Consider the following 15992-nt stretch of genomic DNA (forward strand, 5'->3'; position numbering starts at 1 on the left):
TTTAAATTAGAAGGACAATTTCTGTATAGAAACTTCAGGAATTGTCCTTCTTAGTGATTTACATCACTGCTTATAGTAATCATATAATTCATCAATAGTTAAATCTATCCCACTAGAGTTGAGGCGAGCTTTTCTACTGTCAAATAATCTTTTAATCATATTTTGAATCTCTTCAAGCATCGATACATTAAGTCCAACTCGCATATGTTTCCATGCCAAATGTAATAAGTTTTTTTGAAACAAGTGTGATTTCGTTTTATCTTGGCCTATTTGCTCAGCTAGTTGTGTCGAACGCTTTTCAGATAATGCTATGAATAATCCATCAAGATACGCTAATGCCTCCGTCGGACTATCTTCAATCATTTGATTAATCTCATCGAAATGAAAAATTATTTCGTCTACATGAAGAAGCGTCTGTAACTCTCCCCAAACTTCTACTTCTTTCAATCAATCTCACCCCAATTAGTTTATACATTTATTTTAATAAGTTATATTTAACTTTATCATTATTTGGATAGAATGAACATTCAGTTTCCTTTTTTAGCAAAATATATATTCATTCTATATCGAACAATTTCTAATATCATTTTATAAAAATCATTCGACGCATAATCAACTGTCGAAATAGTTAATTTGTTGTTTTCGAATACGAATGGCCTGCCCATTTTCGGAAACGGCATTTTTTTTAATACTCTCTCAACTTTAGTAGCATCAAACGTTCCTTTTAACTCAGCCGTTTGGGCATCCTTCAATTCCCGATACTTCTCCGCATGCAAATAATCATAAAAGAACGGTGCGACTTCTTCGGCCGTAATCGGCTCCATCCAGCGCTCTTCTCCCCGCTCAAGCATCGCTAGCAAGACGACCATCTTATAACTCCGATTCATGATCGTTTTTTCGACCTGCTCAATCAATTCTCGATTTGCATCGTACGCCTCAATCTCTTCGTCTGATAACTCCTGATACTCTTTCAAGAAACCAACATAAGAGCCCCACTCTTGTTTATAACCTTGTGGAACTGCTGCATATTCTCCGATTTCAACATACGATGGTCGACGACCGAGTTCATATTTGATTTGCTCATATTGTTCAATCAGTCGTAACTTCCGCTGACTTGGTTGCCGTAGTCGATGAATCAATTCCAGTGCCCGCGTATCGAACTCAATCACACAACCGGGCGGTGGCGTAATCGGTTCTGTCTCTCCTCGCTTGAACGACTCTTTCATTGTTCCAAGTAGTTTCAGTTTCGTCTCGACGTTACGATAGTTCCCGATCAAATCGATAATGACGCAGTACGATTTGTCTTGCGCTAAGCGTAGTCCGCGTCCGATTTGTTGCGTATAGATGGCGATGGATTCGGTTGGACGACAGAACAGCAGTGTATCGACTTTCGGAATATCGACACCTTCGTTAAACAGATCAACAGTAAAAAGGACTTCAATCTCGCCTTGCTCGAATGCTTGCATGTACTTTGCACGATTCGTCGTCTGCCCTGTCAGTGCAAATGCCGTCGTTCCTTTATCCCGAAATACCTGTGCCAGATATTCCGCCTGCTTGATCGACGAACAAAAACCGATTGTCTTCGTTTGACGATGTGTCTCCCATGAATGATAGATATTATCTGCGACCTCTCGATCAAGTTGTCGATGCTCGAGCTGCGACGCATCATACGTCCGACCGATTCGTCGAATCTGAGAATAGTCGATCGTGTCATGAATACCGTAATAATGAAACGCCGTCAAAAAGCCTTCAGCAATCGCTGCTGTGAAATGCATCTGGAACGCAACGTTATGGTGACAGATCGCATAGACATCGGCTCCATCCATCCGGTCTGGTGTTGCCGTTAGACCGAGTAAGAAACGGGGCGTGAAATGATTGATGATCTTCCGATAACTTGTCGCTGCCGCATGGTGGAACTCGTCGACAATGATGAGATCAAACTGGTCCGTTGCAAAACGGTCCAAGTGACGCTTTTGCGCCAACGTCTGGACGGAAGCGAAGACGATCTCCGTCGTCTCCGTGACGGTCCGGTCACTGCCGATATAAAAGCCGGTCTGCCACGCCGGATTGACTTTTTGAAACGAACGCTCCGCTTGCAGTAATAGTTCTTTTTGATGTGCCAGGAACAAGACTCGTGTAAAATCTCCCGCAAAGAACGCACTGAGGTAAGTCTTCCCTAATCCAGTCGCGAGCACCGCCAACGCCCGTGTCCGCCCTTCTTCCATCGTTTCCCGTAATGCTTGGAGCGCTTCTTCCTGCACCCGGTGTGGTAGGATTTCTGGTGCAACGACGACGGTTCCTTCGTCATACTCGACTTCTGGTTCCGCGACATATTGACGCGACGCGTACTCTTGACGATAGGCCTCTAGAACAACTGGGTTCAGTTCTTCTGCCGATTCACTGAGATAAAGATCCATGAAGGCATCAATCGCGTCATCAAGGATCTGTGGTGCGACAGCTTGCGGTAGATGGACGTTCCATTCGATACCGGACCGAAGCGCACTGTTCGAGATGTTCGACGAACCGACGATTGATAAGCCAGTCTCTGCGTTTCGAAACAGATACGCTTTCGGATGGAACGAGCGTCCACCTGACCGATAAAAGCGAACTGACAACCCATCCAGCGAAAGCAACTGCGCCAATGCGTCTGGATCGGTGATATGTAAATAGTCGCCAATCAACAGCCGAATCTCGGCTCCTCGTTGCAACGCACGACGAAACGCTGAGACGAGTAAGGCGACGCCTGACTTCTGAGCAAACGCTGCGACGATGTAGACTTCCTCCGCCTGATCAATGGCCTCGATGAGTGAGTCATATAAGTGATGCGTCGTCAGCTTCGCTTCCGGGATCAATCTTCGACCTCAATCAGGTAGAGGCGTTCTTCGAATCCACCGCGCTGTTGCTGTTTCTTCGCTCGGACGGCTTCCAGTTCCTCAACTGTCACGCCATGTGTCTTCGCTAACGCTTGGATCAGCTCCAGTAAATCAGCTAACTCCTCGACAGCGTCTGCGTCCGTCGTTGCTTCCTCGTATTCAGCGAGTTCTTCATGTAATTTCTTTTTCGCTTCCACTAAGAATTCATTCTCATCCAACGTTCGGAACGTCGCTTTTTTCCCGTTTTGGTCGATGATGTTTGGAATCGCGTCTCGAACTAATTTATGATAAAGTGGCATATCAATTCACTCCTTTGAAGGGTTGAGGGATCTCCGAGTCGAATCACTCGGTGTCGTACATATGTATTTTATAAGAGGAGGTTCTTTTCATGTCTACATTCAAACAAATCGACACAACGAACGCCCCTGCTGCGATCGGTCCTTACTCACAAGGCTTTATCGCGAACGGGACACTCTATGCTTCCGGTCAAATCCCGATTGATCCGGCAACAGGTGAACTCGTACCAGGCGGAATCACCGAGCAGACGGAACAAGTCATGCGAAACGTCGATGCCATCCTAAAAGAGGCGGGACTGACACCTGACCGCGTCGTCAAGACGACATGCTACTTAACAAGCATGGAACACTTCGCTTCTTTTAATACGATCTACTCAGATTATTTTGCACCGCACGATCACTTCCCAGCACGTTCTTGTATCGCCGTGAAAGAACTACCAAAAGGTGCATTGGTCGAAGTCGAGATCTTAGGTCTCGTTTGATCTGATCGCTACGCACTCGTTGCGTAGCGTTTTTTCATCGTAATCCCCAGCGTCCCGTTCCTTTTCCGGTCTCACTGTAAAAAAGGTCCTGCTCTCCCTGATACAATTCACACTCACTCGCATGCAGATAGATCAACTTTCGAATACGTGCTTCGAATCCGGCTTCTGATGTAAAGCGTGATAGATCCAAATGTTCTGCTTGTCTTACGCGCTGATAAATGTCGACTAAGTCGAGTGGAGATTGTCGTTCTAGGATTTGTTGAATTGCATCAAGTAACTCTTGGCTCTCATCCGTCATGTCCTTCTAACTCCCTTTTTCATTACTTTGTTTTGAATCGCATGCATCACGATCGGTATTTGTACGACCAGATTCAAGACACTCACTCCAACAACCAGTTGACTGGCTGTCAATGGATTGAAGTATCCTTCGCCGTATCCTTCCCCTACACTGAGTGCGATCGCGTACGAAATTACAAACGAAGCCATGTTGCCAATGACGATGTATTTCGGTTTTCCACTCCGTGCAAGTGAATACGATAAACCACCAAGTCCAAATAAAAACAAGGCATACCCTAGTATCGAACCCTCTTTCCAGTCGAGGTAAGGTCCAAGCCAAGCAAACGGAATCAGATATAATAGTGCTCGTTTCATCGTTCACCCTCTCCTTCTTCATCTTCTCGGTTACTCCCCGCACCGTAGTAATCGTATAAGAGTTCCCGAATCATCTCCCACCCTGGTGGAAACACATTTGAACGTGACACTTTTTCTGTACCGTGTTCTGTCGTCACATGCATTTCCCAATCCGTTCCGTCCATCATCGTAAGACTTTCAGGATCCGAGTATTCCCGCCATTTCTCGGCATCGAATCAATCCGACCACATATCGATCAGATAGATATCCTCTTCTGTCAGTTTTATAAGCAATGGATCCATTTCGTCAGGGAATATTAATCCACATGGAAAGCATGGTGCTAATATTTCTTCCTCATCTTCCGCACGAACCGTCCGACTTGCACGGTCCCACCAAAACGTCTGTCCTCTTCCCATACCAGACTCACGGAAATAAATTCGTTCGACTGTTTGCACCGTGATCATCCTCTAAAATTGATATTTCCATTATAGCCCATTTGTTATTTTTAACCTGTTACATTTTTTACTATGGTTCTGCTGATTTCTGTTGCTGTGAAACATTTTTCTTCTTCTATCAGTAGATGTAGTGAAAGGAGATGTTTCACATGCATGTATCCATTCAACAAGCCGGTTATGACGTCGGTCAACCCGTCTTACAAGAGATTTCGTTTTCTTTACACCCTGGATCCATCACCGGTTTGATCGGTACGAACGGTGCGGGAAAAAGTACGACGATTCAAGCGATGTTCGGTACGTTGCCTTGGGTCGAAGGAGAGATTGATTTACCGGTCTCCCTCGCCTATATTCCGGAACAGCCGACCTATTACGAATATTTGACGCTCGCCGAGCATCTTGAGCTGGTCGCCTCGCTCCACGAGACGGATCATACCTATACCGAACGACTCTTAAAGACGTTCGAACTGCATGCTGTCACAGGTGACTATGTATCCTCTTTTTCTAAAGGAATGAAACAGAAGGTGATGCTCGTCTGTGCCTTGATGCAACGCGCAGACTGCCTGATCATCGATGAACCGTTCGTCGGTCTCGATGCGATCGCGACGATTCGGTTGTTGCATGTACTTGAAGCAGAACGAACGCGTGGCGTGGCGATTCTGCTCGTCACTCATGTCCTTGATTCCGCGGAACGTCTGTGTGACGACTTCGTCTGGATTGATCAGGGACGCATCAAACATCAAGGAACACTCGCTCAAATCGGTGAAGCTTCCGGTCAGCCAGGTGCCCGCTTGTTCGACATCATGGAAGCGATGGTGCTCGAGCATGATTGAAACCTTTTTGAAGCAACGGATCCGTCGACGGCACGCGGAACAGCGTCGCTTCTTTCGAGAAATCTTCGACTGGACGATCTTGCTGTATCTCGTCGTTCCGGTCGGGCTGTTCATCATCTATGAGACGGTTCAAATCTTAAGTGGTCAAGCGGACTGGGTTCAAACGGTTCCGGTCGCTTGGATCTTACTTGGTTGGATGCTGTACGGGTTTCTGCCTGCCTTTTACGCTTGGTTCGAACCGGCGGATCGTCTCTTCTTCAAACCGGTTTCTGGAGCGATCGTCCGAATGAAGCGGTATTCTGTTCGGTATCACTTCGTGCGGATTTTCTTATTAACGGCCGGCTTACATCTACTTTGTTTCCCGCTACATCACATCCGGTTTGACCAATCTAGTATCACCGTACTGCTGACTAGTCTCGCGCTTTCTTTACTCCAACCGTTCTTTAGCTTCTGGACATACCGGCTATCTGGGCAACGGTTCTTGCGGAAATGGAGCGGTCATCTCGTCCTGGCAACCGGACGCATCACTCTGTTACTCCTGCTTTGGCTTCAACCGCACCCTGTCCTCTTCGTTGTCGCACTGTGTGTGTTACTGTTCGGATCTTTTCATGTCCGGCACTGGTCACGGCGTGAGGACGGATTAACGGAGGATATCCTGTTGTCGACGAAACGACAGTCGAGTTTATCGGCGACCGTCCTTGAATTGAACGGTGCCTTACCGAAGCCGTCTCACCGAAAGCGTCCGTTCCTTCATCTGCGATTATTCAAGCAGACGCACCAGCAACTTCCACTGATCACGTATCTGCGGGATCCGAGTAAGCGTCGCTTCTTGCTCCAACTGTTCGCTGCGATGAACTACGGTCTTCTCGTCTTACCATGGATTGGACGCGGTCTCGTCATCACCTTCGTCCTATTCGTTCTCTTTCAAGAACGGAAACAACATCACACGTGGTTCCGCAAACAATCATTCTACCAGCATATTTCCAATTGATTGATTTCTGCTATACTTTTTCTAATACATAGTTGGAGGGATGACTTCATGCGTACTCATTTATTCTTATTTGGAGGCGGTCCTCCATTTACACCGAATTTGCGAAAACGGTTTGCTGCATTAACGAATGGTGGTCCGGTCGCGATTCTGTATGTCCCACGTACTGGTAAGGAATGGGTGACCTACGCCTCGATTTATACGGAAGCGTTGCAGGAAGAGGGTATTTCGTCCTTCGTCCATCTACCACTGTCTGACGCGCCAACGGATGAACAGCTCGCGCAACTACAGCAATGTCAAGGGATCATCATCTCCGGTGGCGAGACCGAATTGTATCAGCAATACTTGGTCGCGACACCGATTGGTGACATCATCCAGTCGCGTTTCGTAAACGGTGTTCCGGTCGCTGGCTTTTCTGCCGGTGCCCTCGTTTCACCCGAACGTTGTGTGATTCCGGAGATCGACCAACGCGACAATCGACGTCTTCGCTTGCCTGGTCTTGCCCTGCTGAAAGACGCGGTCGTCTGTGTCCATTACGAGACGTGGGGCGAAGCTTCCCACCTGGTGAAATCCTTTACGGAAGAAGGCACGAGCCGTGCCTTCGGGCTGGCTGACGAGAGCGGGATCTATCTACGCGATCAGCAGCTGATCGAAACGGAAGGAACCGATCCCGTCGCATTATCGCGGAATCCCGTCAAATGACAGCAATCGTTCCTGCCGTCAAAGGCATCATCATTCACGAGCAACGTCTTCTGATCGTCCGCCGGGCTGCTGCCGACTTCGGTGGCGGCACGTGGGAATGTCCGGGTGGCAAGATCGACTTCGGTGAACTGCCGCTCGACAGCCTTGTTCGCGAGATAAAAGAAGAGACACAGTTGACCGTTACGCCGGAACGTCTACTCTATGCCTCGAGCTTCCTAACGCATAAAGATCGACAAATCATTTTGTTGATGTACGTCTGCGCGACGAACCAGACGAGTGTTCAGTTATCCGCAGAACACGACGCTTATCTCTGGGCGGACGAAGAAATGATCCGTCAGTTGATTGCGCCAAATATTTTGGCTGATTTTGAGCGATATGATGTCTGGTCTCTCCTTAGTTGAACGTAATATACTGCCTTGTCTAACGCTCTCGTCAGACAAGGCAGTATTTTTTTCATTATCGAACAGTTGTCGTGTTTTTAAAGTAATGAACAGGGAATCCCTTAAATATATCTATCGTATACATTATTAAGGGGGAATCTTTCATGGACCGTCAAGCCGAAAAACGAAAAAGTAAGATGCCGTTCTTCATCATTCTTGTCATTGCCATATTTGTCATCGTTGCTGCTGCGTTGATCATTTATGTGACGTCTGAACCAAAAGAAGAGACACAAGCACTTATGACACATCTTGCGACTGTCCTTCCGATTTACGTGAACTAGATTCACAAGACCTTTACACAAGTCGTACAACGCCTTCATACATGTTGAGCTATCTCCTCCCGATAGGAATACGGGAGGAGATATTTTATGCCAAAGAAAAAACGATTACTGGCACAACAATTAAATGGATGGTTGATTCCGATCGTCGCCATCGGACTGATCGTGATCAGTGGTCTAAGCGTTTACGCGTCGTACCAACAATCCGTCGCAGCGACTGAGGAACGGCTGATGCGCGAATTAACGATGTTTGATGCGAACGTCCGGGCAACGTTTCTCGCATATCCGAATGACGCAACAGACCGTACGCGTGCCATTAAACGATTACAACAGCAACAGCGAACCGACTTATCACGTGATGACTACATAACTCGCTTTCAAAGCCTGAACACGAGTGAGGCGTTCCGACCGTTGACACTCGACCCAGCAAAACGGAAACAACTACTACAGCATTTAAAAACAGCTCGTACATATGCCTTTTCAAATCAAGACCAGTTTCTTGTCGCGATGACGATTCCGGAACTCGATGACGTCATCTTGCTGACGACCGATCGCGATAAATTAATCGCTCCTGCTCGAGATTTAGCTTGGACACTCATCTGGGTGAGCGTGATCACACTTGTCAGCATCAGCCTCTTGATCCGCTGGCGAATTCAACGACAACTAGCACCGTTATCGAAACTCGCTCTACAGATTGAAGAAGCCCATGCGAAGCGATCGTATCGTCCGTTAACGCTTAAGACGACGACCCTTGAGTTACAACAGCTCACGTTTCAATACAATCAATTGATGCAACAGATTGGGGATTTGACGACCGAAATGCAACAAGCCAGTCAGGAACTTGAATCCGTCCAACCCCACTTTTCATCGCACTTATCCGCGATGGATCAGTCGGTGCATGCCGTCGATGAAGTCGCCGGTTCCTTACTTGCGCAATCGACGCAGATGAATCAGACGATCATCGCCTCCACACGTTTGACTGCCCAAGGACACGATGCGTTAAGCGAAATGCAAACGACACTTCTGAACAGCCAACGTGCCGTAACTCGTTTTCAACAGACTGTTCAGACGAATCACACGACACTTGGGACATTACAACAAGAAAGCCACTTGCTGAAGGAACAATCCGCGACGACAGAGCAAATCTTGCAACAGACCTCACATCTACAGCAGCAGATGGAAACCTCGATTTCCCACATCCAGCGTGTCGCTGAAGAGACGCGCCGCCTATCGCTAAATGCGCTGATCGAGTCAACTCGTGCTGGCGAAGCCGGTCGTGGCTTCACGGTCGTGGCCAAGGAAGTCGAAAGACTAGCGATCGATATCCGGACGAGTACGGACCACATCCGTCAGGTCAATCAAACGTGGACGACAGGGCTCACTCAAGTCGAACAAGCGCTCTCGCAAATGACGGAACGGTTTCTCTCGACGTCACAACAGCTTGAGACGGCAACGGAGCATTTAAAACAGATGCTGACCGAAGCGACGACGATCGAGACGACACTGGGTACCGTTGAACAGCAGCGCCAAATCGTCGCAGATGTTCAGTCGAACATGCAGGAACATCTACAGTCTGTTCAACAGTTGATGTCGGAGCTTTCCTCCTACAGCCAGGTGCTCGGGGAACAGATGCAACACCATGTCACTCAGCAGACGGAATTGAAGACACATAGTGCGGTACTTGAGTCACGGATCAGTTCGTTACAACAGACCGTTCGTGCCGGCGAACAATCGTCTTAAATCAAAGGAGCGCCTACCATCTCTGGTAAGCGCTCCTTTCCTCTGGTCTCAGCCGATATAACGTGCTTCCTTTTTATCGATGATGTTGCGAATTCGGTTCTCCGTCACCTGATACTGCCTTGCCAGTTGACGAATCGTCTTTCCTTTTTCATACTGCGTGCGAATCGTTCGAATCTGAAACGGTGACAGCGTCACATGTTGACCTAACAAGAGATCAAACTCGCCCAGCAATTCAGTATACTGCTGATCGATTGAAGGCAGGACATCTAAGTTCGACAACTGATCGTCAGCCCGTTTGCCGTTGCGCCGGACGAGTCGCGCTTCCGTGACGTCAGCCGTCAGAAAAGCTTGTGCAACGAGTAGACCGACCTGCACGCGTTCTCCTCGACCACGTTGATAGAGCGTCACTTTGCGATACCCTTCCCGATTGATTCGCGGACGGAGCAAGACACCTTTTCGTCGTTGCTGGACACCGCGACATGTCACGATCGTCCGGTCGAGCGACCTGACGCGACCAAGCGATGAGACTTCATATATACCTACATAGCCGATGACGGCCTTCCATTGCTCTTGCATAGTTGTCCTCCTTCAGACAAGGACACGACGGGACTTCATACCTGAATTATATCAAATTACGAACAAGCGTTCTAGTGATGTCACTCATCGGAATGTGCTATTCTTAGCAGAAAAAGGAAATGAGGTTCGTCCATGAAATTTGTCTTGTTACTTGGTCCCCAAGCGGTCGGAAAGATGACGATTGGTCAGGAAATCGAACGGTTGACGGAGATGAAAGTCTTCCATAACCACCAGACGATCGACTTGTTATTGCCTTATTTTGATTTCTCTGAACCCGCCCATCACCGCTTAAAAGATACGATTCGGCGCGAGATGTTCAAGGAAATGGCGAACAGTTCGCTTGAAGGTGTCCTGTTTACATTCCTCTGTTTATTCGGCGTCGAAGGTGGTGGTCTCGAGTTCATCGAAGAAACGGTTGAGTTGTTCGAACAAGCAGGTGCTGACGTCTATATCGTTGAACTGGATGCGCCGGTCGCGACCCGTCTGCACCGGAACACGACCGAAAACCGATTGACGCACAAAGTGACGAAGCGCGACCTCGCTGCTTCTGAACAAGACTTACGCGAGACGGCAGACGGATACCGGACACGCTCGCTGCCAGGCGAATTGCCGGACGTCAATTATCTCTTTCTTGATACGGAACAGTTAAGTGCGCGTGAAAGCGCTGAAGCGATTTGCGACCATTTCAACTGGTCGAAAACAACGGTCTAATCACAAATAAGCCCCGTCTGCTGAGCAGGACGGGGCTTTAATGATGAAGTTCACGTGCATATCGATTCGCCTGCAACTGAAATCCGTTGCGACGCCAGACCGTCTCACTGCCCGCTTCACTATAAACACGCGTCAATAATAATGTCCGCGCGAGATATGACAAAATCGACGTCAAGGCTTCCGTGATGTACCCGTGCTGATCGCCTTCATCATTTGACGTATATCGCAGGCTTCCGATTGAATCATCCCATGTAAAAATAATCGTTCCGACGATCGTTTTCTCACGTAACGCATGCAGCGTCCACTTACAACCCGATTCTTCATCCGTTGCTTCGACAAATAATCGTGACGTTTTAAAATCCGGATGCCGTCCTTGCATTCAGCTCTCCTCCTCGACCTCAAACGTTGCTGTCGCGTAAGCCTCTCCGTTAATCAAAATCGTCAATGTGTGTGTACCAGGATAATGGACACGCGTCGTCATGTTCCGAAACGATTGGCGTCGTTCGACTTGTAAGACACCTTTAACTTCTCGCTCCCGCAGTTGAAACACCTTCCGACTCGTTCTGCGTTGTTTGACGTAATCGATCGCGTACTCCAAGCGTAAACGTTGTGGAACAGAACTCGTCACGGTGAACGAGAAGTCGAGCTCTTTGCCAATCGTAACCGGCGAGACGACTAAATTTGTAATCTCGACCTCCCCTTGCGTAACGTGTCCGAACAACTGTAAGACTTCTGGATTTCCGCGTTTGAGTAACGTCCGGGAAGCATGACGTAAAATCCAGTCCGTATTCGGATCTGTTCTTAAGTGACGTTCGATCCGCTCAATCAGATATTCCGGATGCGTCTTTGAAATATCGTTCAAGTGATTAGCGACACTTTTTCGGACGTAGAGTGACGGATCCTGTAGTAACGCGTCAAGAATTGGTAATGACGGTCGCGGATCAGCAATCAGACTCGGAATCGCTTGTCCCCATGGCAGACGCGGTCGTGTCCCTTCCGACGCTAAGCGCCGAACATGTTCATCGTCTGATGTTGCCCACATGAGTGCTTGCTCGAGATAACGCTCTTGATCAGCGAGTAGAAAACGCCGGACAGCGAACTCAGACGTCGAATACGGTGTCAATTTAGCGAGCGTTGCTAACGCAAGTGTCCAGTCAGTGAGTGTTGCTGTCCGCTCGACATACTCGGGAAAAACGATCCCTGGTAACCCAGTAAACTGTGGTGCGAGTCGTTCCAGCTCCCCAATCGAGTCCGGAAACGGTGGCAGGACGGATTCTAGTGTCTCCGCAACACGACGGACGCGTTGTTTAAACGCAAGCTCTTCCCAGTTCTCCCGTTCGACTCGTCTGCGAAAATCTGATACATCGACCGCTTCTCCTAAGCCATCGAGCCAACTCGGTGAAAACACATCTTTAATCAAACTCATCCTACATCCAGTCCTCTCTTTGTACGCTCCAGTTTGAGCAATGTTTCCTTGCGTGCAAGTCCCCCGGCGTATCCACCTAAATCCCCATTCGTTCGAATGACCCGATGACATGGAATGATGATTGCCAGTTGATTTGCTCCGTTGGCTCGTGCGACAGCGCGAACAGCGGTTGGTTGACCAATTCGGATGGCTAGTTCCTGATACGAGATCGTCTCGCCACTCGGAATCCGTTCAAGTTCTTCCCAGACGCGGCGTTGAAAGGGCGTTCCGTACCGCATCAGTGGCGTCTGAAACAAGACCGGTTCTCCTTTGAAGTAACGACGGAGCTCCCCTTCAATCTGTCCAAAGATGGGTGACTCCCCAGGCACGATGACGGCATGTGCTTTTTGACGCAATTGTTCAATTTCCCGTTCAAGTCCCCTTCGATCGACGAATTCAAGAAGATGTAAGTGTTGTTCATCCGCAATCGCGAGCATCGAACCGAGTGGTGTATCAAGCCATTTTGCGCGCAAGACCTGTCCGTCAAAACGTGACGGTGCTTCCCCGAGCATCCGTGCTGACGCTTCACGAAAACCGCTGCTTGATTCATAGCCTCCTACTAACTGCCCTTCGATGACCGGCTTCCCAGTCCGAATCTCTTTCATCGCTAACCCCATCCGCCGTGCCCGAGCATAGGCAACGAACGTCATTCCGAAGCGTTTCTTGAACTGGCGCCGTGCTGTTGATTCGTCCAAACCAAGTGCTCGGAAATCAGCTTCTTTGAACCGTTTATCTGGTTCCGCCTCGACTGCTTCGATCAAGCGTTGAATCGTACCGTGATCGCCTGGATAAGCGAGCGGATGACACCGTCTGCACGGTCGATAAGAGGCAAGCAATGCCTCTTGCGCCGTCTCGAAAAACTCACAGTTCTCCGCTTTCGGTTTTCGCGCTGGACACGTCGGGCGGCAAAAAATACCGGTTGTCTTGACCCCGACGAAAAACGTTCCTTCGTACGTCGCGTCACGTCGAACAAGTGCCTCATAATACATATGATGTTCCATCGCTTTCCCCTCCTTTGTCTTTAGTATAACGGCTTGTCCGGTTACGATGTCGCCGAAAATCAGGCATCGATCTGTTTAAGATTCACTTAAGAATTCTCTACCTGTTTTCGAAAGGGACGACGTGCATACTACATGCTATACTCAACGGAAAGTAGGGTTTTCATGTTTGATTTTTTTAAAAGAAACATTTCACGGAATCGGTGATCTTCGGATTTCAATCAAAGAAGGAGCACAAGGCATCCAACTGATTTGCTCGAATGCGATTGAAACGATCTATACGCTAGAGAAACTAAACGCGTGATTGACGCCGTTCGGAACGTCTGACGCATCGCGTTCTTCCGGCGGTTCCGGTATCGGTCTGTCGATTGTTCAACAAATCATGGCGCGCCATCACGGAAGTGTCCAGCTCACTTCAGCAGACAACCGCTTTTCCGTCACGTGTCGTTTTCCACGTCATTCGTAAGTCAGCATCCGATGCTCTCGTCGGGTGCTTTTTTGGGCTAGGTTGTTACTTCTTAGACACTTCTTTGAAATTGGAATTCGATACACTAAAGACTGTTAGAAATTAGTTGTCGTTTTAAAGGAGTTGTTCGTGTCTTATGAAATCTTCGTCTCGTTCGATTACATATATGCCAGGGCTTGACGGCTTACGTGCTTTCGCTGTCCTGTCTGTCATTCTCTACCACTTATCTGTTTCATTCTTCTCTGGTGGTTTCCTCGGTGTTGATCTCTTTTTCGTCCTATCCGGTTACCTGATTACCGGTCTTTTGTTACGCGAGTGGCAAACGACCGGGCGCCTCGATTTGAAACGGTTTTGGATTCATCGTTTCCGTCGTTTGTTCCCAGCTCTATTCGTCATGCTGTTACTCGTTCTCGGATATGTAACCGTCTTTGAACGCGAGCTATTGCATACAGTTCGTCAAGATAGTGCCTTTGCGCTTATTTACGGAACGAACTGGTGGTATATCTTCCATGACGTCTCGTATTTCGAGTCGTTCGGGAAACCGTCACCGATCCAAAACCTTTGGTCGCTCGCGATCGAAGAACAGTTCTACCTGCTATTCCCGATCCTACTTTGGTTCGGCATGAAAAATCGTCGCCTGTTCCTTCAATTGATTGGTGTCGCGATCGGCGCATCCGTGCTCGCGATGGCGATTCAATTCACACCGGGTGAGGATCCGAGTCGTGTCTACTACGGTACCGATACACGATTATTCGCCTTATTGATCGGAAGCTTGCTCGCGTTCGCGTGGCAACCGACCCGCTTTAAGATTGATATCCCAAAACGTGGTGTTCGATTGTTGAATCAAACAGGTGCTGTCACGTTGCTACTCTTACTTTTACTGATGGTTGTCACGAGTGAGTTCGGAAGCTTCTTATACCGGGGTGGCTTTTTCCTTGTCTCCGTCCTTGCTGCACTATTGATTGCTACGATCGCCCATCCGGCGTCGATCTGGAGTCGGTGGTTTGCGCATCCAACACTTGTTGCGATCGGCAAACGATCGTACGGTTTATATCTCTGGCATTTTCCCGTCATCACGCTAATGACACCAGTCGAGCAGATTGGAACGTTTTCATTGCTTCGGACCGTGCTGATCGTCGCTGTGCTTGTCGCCTTAACCGAAGCATCGTATCGCTTCATTGAACGTCCGATCCGTCAGCATGGACTGTCCGGTTACTTAAAACGTCTATCGCTACATCCGCAACAGTTACGTCAGTTCTCAACGGTACAGTGGGCGAGTGTTGCCGTGTTGACGATCCTTATCGTCAGCTTCATTGGTAACTTATCGATTCTTGCTGTTTCCGATACACCGAAGCCAGAACCCGCCTTCCATAAGATAGCGGCGCCAAAAGAAAAACCGAAACCGGTCCTCAAACCGACGACACCGAAAGCAAAACCTGATCAACGAAAAATTTGTCGACCGACGCTTGCGATCGGTGACTCCGTCCTGCTCGGTGTCGAAGATTATCTCGGCAGTACACTCAAACAACTGACGATTGATGCGAAACTCGGTCGACAGCTACGAGAAGCGATTCCGCTAAGTGAGCAGTATGCGTCGTACAATCAACATGGACGCCAAGTCATCCTTCATCTTGGGACAAACGGCAGCTTCCGCAAAGATCAGTTGAATAGCTTACTCGACCAATTTGCAAATGCCGATCACATCTATCTCGTGACAGCACGGGTGCCACGCCCGTGGGAAGCAGAAGTCAATCAGATGTTACGAGAGGCATCAAAACGGAAACGGGTCGAACTGATCGACTGGCATGCTATTGCTGTCAAACACCCATCCTATTTTGAAGCAGATGGTGTTCATTTGAATATTAAGGGCGCCCGGGCCTATTCGAAGATTCTTGCGAAGGCCACGAATTGCGCCGTTTCGACAAAATAAAACCACGACAAACGAGGCTGGAACATAACTCAGTTTCACAAACGAAAGGCCCTCGAAACGTGTAGTAGTTTCGAGGGCCTTGTTCTTTGACGGACAACCGCTTCTGAATAAACAAATAAGGACAACCTCCAC

The 15992-nt window shown here is 48.4% G+C and carries 22 protein-coding genes; 11 read left to right on the plus strand and 11 right to left on the minus strand.

The window, feature by feature from the left end; genetic code table 11:
• Nucleotides 1-63: 63 nt before the first annotated feature.
• The 3 genes from B4F99_RS05495 to B4F99_RS05505 all read right to left on the minus strand — a co-directional run bounded on the left by B4F99_RS05495 (nucleotide 64) and on the right by B4F99_RS05505 (nucleotide 3172).
• Nucleotides 64-447, minus strand: coding sequence for a hypothetical protein (locus B4F99_RS05495; RefSeq protein WP_214856140.1), 384 nt, complete (start codon nucleotides 445-447; stop codon nucleotides 64-66).
• 80 nt (nucleotides 448-527) lie between these two features.
• Nucleotides 528-2852, minus strand: a complete 2325-nt coding sequence (locus B4F99_RS05500) for a DEAD/DEAH box helicase family protein (protein WP_290755893.1) — start codon at nucleotides 2850-2852, stop codon at nucleotides 528-530.
• Nucleotides 2849-3172 (minus strand): nucleoside triphosphate pyrophosphohydrolase, encoded by a 324-nt coding sequence (locus B4F99_RS05505; RefSeq protein WP_058704625.1) that lies wholly within the window; start codon nucleotides 3170-3172, stop codon nucleotides 2849-2851. The genes B4F99_RS05500 and B4F99_RS05505 overlap by 4 nt, the downstream gene beginning before the upstream one ends.
• 89 nt (nucleotides 3173-3261) lie before the next feature.
• Here B4F99_RS05505 and B4F99_RS05510 point away from each other — a divergent pair, with 89 nt between their 5' ends.
• A complete protein-coding gene (locus B4F99_RS05510) occupies nucleotides 3262-3651 on the plus strand; it encodes a RidA family protein (protein ID WP_069940214.1) in 390 nt (129 codons plus the stop codon).
• Nucleotides 3652-3685: 34 nt separating this feature from the next.
• Here the strand turns inward: B4F99_RS05510 and B4F99_RS05515 are convergent, their stop codons facing one another.
• From B4F99_RS05515 to B4F99_RS05530, 4 genes are read right to left on the minus strand one after another with little or no spacing between them, the layout of a single operon-like run.
• Nucleotides 3686-3949, minus strand: a complete 264-nt coding sequence (locus tag B4F99_RS05515; RefSeq protein WP_290755897.1) for a hypothetical protein — start codon at nucleotides 3947-3949, stop codon at nucleotides 3686-3688.
• The gene (locus B4F99_RS05520; protein ID WP_290755899.1) at nucleotides 3946-4302 is read right to left on the minus strand and encodes a hypothetical protein; all 357 of its coding nucleotides are present in this window, start codon (nucleotides 4300-4302) and stop codon (nucleotides 3946-3948) included. Before B4F99_RS05520 ends, B4F99_RS05515 begins: the two co-directional genes overlap by 4 nt.
• Entirely contained in the window at nucleotides 4299-4469 is a 171-nt protein-coding gene (locus tag B4F99_RS05525) for a hypothetical protein (RefSeq protein WP_290755901.1), read from the minus strand. Before B4F99_RS05525 ends, B4F99_RS05520 begins: the two co-directional genes overlap by 4 nt.
• A gap of 48 nt (nucleotides 4470-4517) precedes the next feature.
• Complete coding sequence (locus B4F99_RS05530; protein ID WP_290755903.1) at nucleotides 4518-4736, minus strand: hypothetical protein; 219 nt, start codon at nucleotides 4734-4736, stop codon at nucleotides 4518-4520.
• A gap of 149 nt (nucleotides 4737-4885) precedes the next feature.
• Here B4F99_RS05530 and B4F99_RS05535 point away from each other — a divergent pair, with 149 nt between their 5' ends.
• The 6 genes from B4F99_RS05535 to B4F99_RS05560 all read left to right on the plus strand — a co-directional run bounded on the left by B4F99_RS05535 (nucleotide 4886) and on the right by B4F99_RS05560 (nucleotide 9714).
• Nucleotides 4886-5566 carry an ABC transporter ATP-binding protein gene (locus B4F99_RS05535; protein ID WP_290755905.1) on the plus strand — a complete coding sequence of 227 codons (681 nt, stop codon included), beginning with the start codon at nucleotides 4886-4888 and terminating at the stop codon, nucleotides 5564-5566.
• A complete protein-coding gene (locus B4F99_RS05540) occupies nucleotides 5559-6557 on the plus strand; it encodes an ABC transporter permease (RefSeq protein ID WP_290755907.1) in 999 nt (332 codons plus the stop codon). The genes B4F99_RS05535 and B4F99_RS05540 overlap by 8 nt, the downstream gene beginning before the upstream one ends.
• A 48-nt stretch (nucleotides 6558-6605) precedes the next feature.
• Nucleotides 6606-7256: a Type 1 glutamine amidotransferase-like domain-containing protein gene (locus tag B4F99_RS05545; protein WP_290755909.1), complete on the plus strand. Its 651-nt coding sequence runs from the start codon at nucleotides 6606-6608 to the stop codon at nucleotides 7254-7256.
• A complete protein-coding gene (locus tag B4F99_RS05550; protein WP_290755911.1) occupies nucleotides 7253-7657 on the plus strand; it encodes an NUDIX hydrolase in 405 nt (134 codons plus the stop codon). The genes B4F99_RS05545 and B4F99_RS05550 overlap by 4 nt, the downstream gene beginning before the upstream one ends.
• Before the next feature lie 143 nt (nucleotides 7658-7800).
• Nucleotides 7801-7977 (plus strand): hypothetical protein, encoded by a 177-nt coding sequence (locus B4F99_RS05555; protein WP_023466867.1) that lies wholly within the window; start codon nucleotides 7801-7803, stop codon nucleotides 7975-7977.
• An 87-nt stretch (nucleotides 7978-8064) separates the two neighbouring features.
• The gene (locus B4F99_RS05560; RefSeq protein ID WP_290755913.1) at nucleotides 8065-9714 is read left to right on the plus strand and encodes a methyl-accepting chemotaxis protein; all 1650 of its coding nucleotides are present in this window, start codon (nucleotides 8065-8067) and stop codon (nucleotides 9712-9714) included.
• Nucleotides 9715-9762: 48 nt separating this feature from the next.
• On the opposite strand, the gene B4F99_RS05565 is transcribed toward B4F99_RS05560, so the two are convergent.
• Nucleotides 9763-10290, minus strand: a complete 528-nt coding sequence (locus B4F99_RS05565) for an NUMOD4 domain-containing protein (protein WP_290755915.1) — start codon at nucleotides 10288-10290, stop codon at nucleotides 9763-9765.
• Nucleotides 10291-10422: 132 nt separating this feature from the next.
• Here B4F99_RS05565 and B4F99_RS05570 point away from each other — a divergent pair, with 132 nt between their 5' ends.
• The gene (locus B4F99_RS05570; RefSeq protein ID WP_174315936.1) at nucleotides 10423-11001 is read left to right on the plus strand and encodes an AAA family ATPase; all 579 of its coding nucleotides are present in this window, start codon (nucleotides 10423-10425) and stop codon (nucleotides 10999-11001) included.
• Nucleotides 11002-11038: 37 nt separating this feature from the next.
• Here B4F99_RS05570 and B4F99_RS05575 read toward each other — a convergent pair whose 3' ends face one another.
• From B4F99_RS05575 to B4F99_RS05585, 3 genes are read right to left on the minus strand one after another with little or no spacing between them, the layout of a single operon-like run.
• A complete protein-coding gene (locus tag B4F99_RS05575) occupies nucleotides 11039-11380 on the minus strand; it encodes a GNAT family N-acetyltransferase (RefSeq protein WP_214856164.1) in 342 nt (113 codons plus the stop codon).
• Nucleotides 11381-12427, minus strand: coding sequence for a DNA alkylation repair protein (locus B4F99_RS05580; RefSeq protein ID WP_290755918.1), 1047 nt, complete (start codon nucleotides 12425-12427; stop codon nucleotides 11381-11383).
• The gene (locus tag B4F99_RS05585; protein WP_290755920.1) at nucleotides 12424-13467 is read right to left on the minus strand and encodes a bifunctional transcriptional activator/DNA repair enzyme AdaA; all 1044 of its coding nucleotides are present in this window, start codon (nucleotides 13465-13467) and stop codon (nucleotides 12424-12426) included. Before B4F99_RS05585 ends, B4F99_RS05580 begins: the two co-directional genes overlap by 4 nt.
• 166 nt (nucleotides 13468-13633) lie before the next feature.
• On the opposite strand from B4F99_RS05585, the gene B4F99_RS05590 reads away from it, so the two are divergent.
• From B4F99_RS05590 to B4F99_RS05595, 3 genes are all read left to right on the plus strand, one after another.
• A complete protein-coding gene (locus B4F99_RS05590; protein ID WP_290755922.1) occupies nucleotides 13634-13768 on the plus strand; it encodes a hypothetical protein in 135 nt (44 codons plus the stop codon).
• Nucleotides 13769-13930, plus strand: coding sequence for an ATP-binding protein (locus B4F99_RS15500; RefSeq protein WP_313533213.1), 162 nt, complete (start codon nucleotides 13769-13771; stop codon nucleotides 13928-13930). It begins immediately after the preceding gene.
• A 136-nt stretch (nucleotides 13931-14066) separates the two neighbouring features.
• Complete coding sequence (locus B4F99_RS05595; protein ID WP_290755924.1) at nucleotides 14067-15860, plus strand: acyltransferase family protein; 1794 nt, start codon at nucleotides 14067-14069, stop codon at nucleotides 15858-15860.
• The last annotated feature ends 132 nt before the right edge of the window (nucleotides 15861-15992 follow it).

The sequence above is a fragment of the Exiguobacterium sp. UBA3491 genome, from assembly GCF_002377745.1.
Classification (GTDB): Bacteria; Bacillota; Bacilli; order Exiguobacteriales; family Exiguobacteriaceae; genus Exiguobacterium_A.

Excerpts from the sequence above, each read along its gene's own strand:
- B4F99_RS05515 (WP_290755897.1), bottom strand. The coding sequence starts at position 3,949 with ATGACGGATGAGAGCCAAGAGTTACTTGATGCAATTCAACAAATCCTA.
- B4F99_RS05555 (WP_023466867.1), top strand. The coding sequence starts at position 7,801 with ATGGACCGTCAAGCCGAAAAACGAAAAAGTAAGATGCCGTTCTTCATC.
- B4F99_RS05550 (WP_290755911.1), top strand. The coding sequence starts at position 7,253 with ATGACAGCAATCGTTCCTGCCGTCAAAGGCATCATCATTCACGAGCAA.
- B4F99_RS05585 (WP_290755920.1), bottom strand. The coding sequence starts at position 13,467 with ATGGAACATCATATGTATTATGAGGCACTTGTTCGACGTGACGCGACG.
- B4F99_RS05570 (WP_174315936.1), top strand. The coding sequence starts at position 10,423 with ATGAAATTTGTCTTGTTACTTGGTCCCCAAGCGGTCGGAAAGATGACG.
- B4F99_RS05560 (WP_290755913.1), top strand. The coding sequence starts at position 8,065 with ATGCCAAAGAAAAAACGATTACTGGCACAACAATTAAATGGATGGTTG.
- B4F99_RS05545 (WP_290755909.1), top strand. The coding sequence starts at position 6,606 with ATGCGTACTCATTTATTCTTATTTGGAGGCGGTCCTCCATTTACACCG.
- B4F99_RS05525 (WP_290755901.1), bottom strand. The coding sequence starts at position 4,469 with ATGATGGACGGAACGGATTGGGAAATGCATGTGACGACAGAACACGGT.
- B4F99_RS05540 (WP_290755907.1), top strand. The coding sequence starts at position 5,559 with ATGATTGAAACCTTTTTGAAGCAACGGATCCGTCGACGGCACGCGGAA.
- B4F99_RS05535 (WP_290755905.1), top strand. The coding sequence starts at position 4,886 with ATGCATGTATCCATTCAACAAGCCGGTTATGACGTCGGTCAACCCGTC.
- B4F99_RS05565 (WP_290755915.1), bottom strand. The coding sequence starts at position 10,290 with ATGCAAGAGCAATGGAAGGCCGTCATCGGCTATGTAGGTATATATGAA.
- B4F99_RS05520 (WP_290755899.1), bottom strand. The coding sequence starts at position 4,302 with ATGAAACGAGCACTATTATATCTGATTCCGTTTGCTTGGCTTGGACCT.
- B4F99_RS05595 (WP_290755924.1), top strand. The coding sequence starts at position 14,067 with ATGAAATCTTCGTCTCGTTCGATTACATATATGCCAGGGCTTGACGGC.
- B4F99_RS05505 (WP_058704625.1), bottom strand. The coding sequence starts at position 3,172 with ATGCCACTTTATCATAAATTAGTTCGAGACGCGATTCCAAACATCATC.
- B4F99_RS05510 (WP_069940214.1), top strand. The coding sequence starts at position 3,262 with ATGTCTACATTCAAACAAATCGACACAACGAACGCCCCTGCTGCGATC.
- B4F99_RS05580 (WP_290755918.1), bottom strand. The coding sequence starts at position 12,427 with ATGAGTTTGATTAAAGATGTGTTTTCACCGAGTTGGCTCGATGGCTTA.
- B4F99_RS05575 (WP_214856164.1), bottom strand. The coding sequence starts at position 11,380 with ATGCAAGGACGGCATCCGGATTTTAAAACGTCACGATTATTTGTCGAA.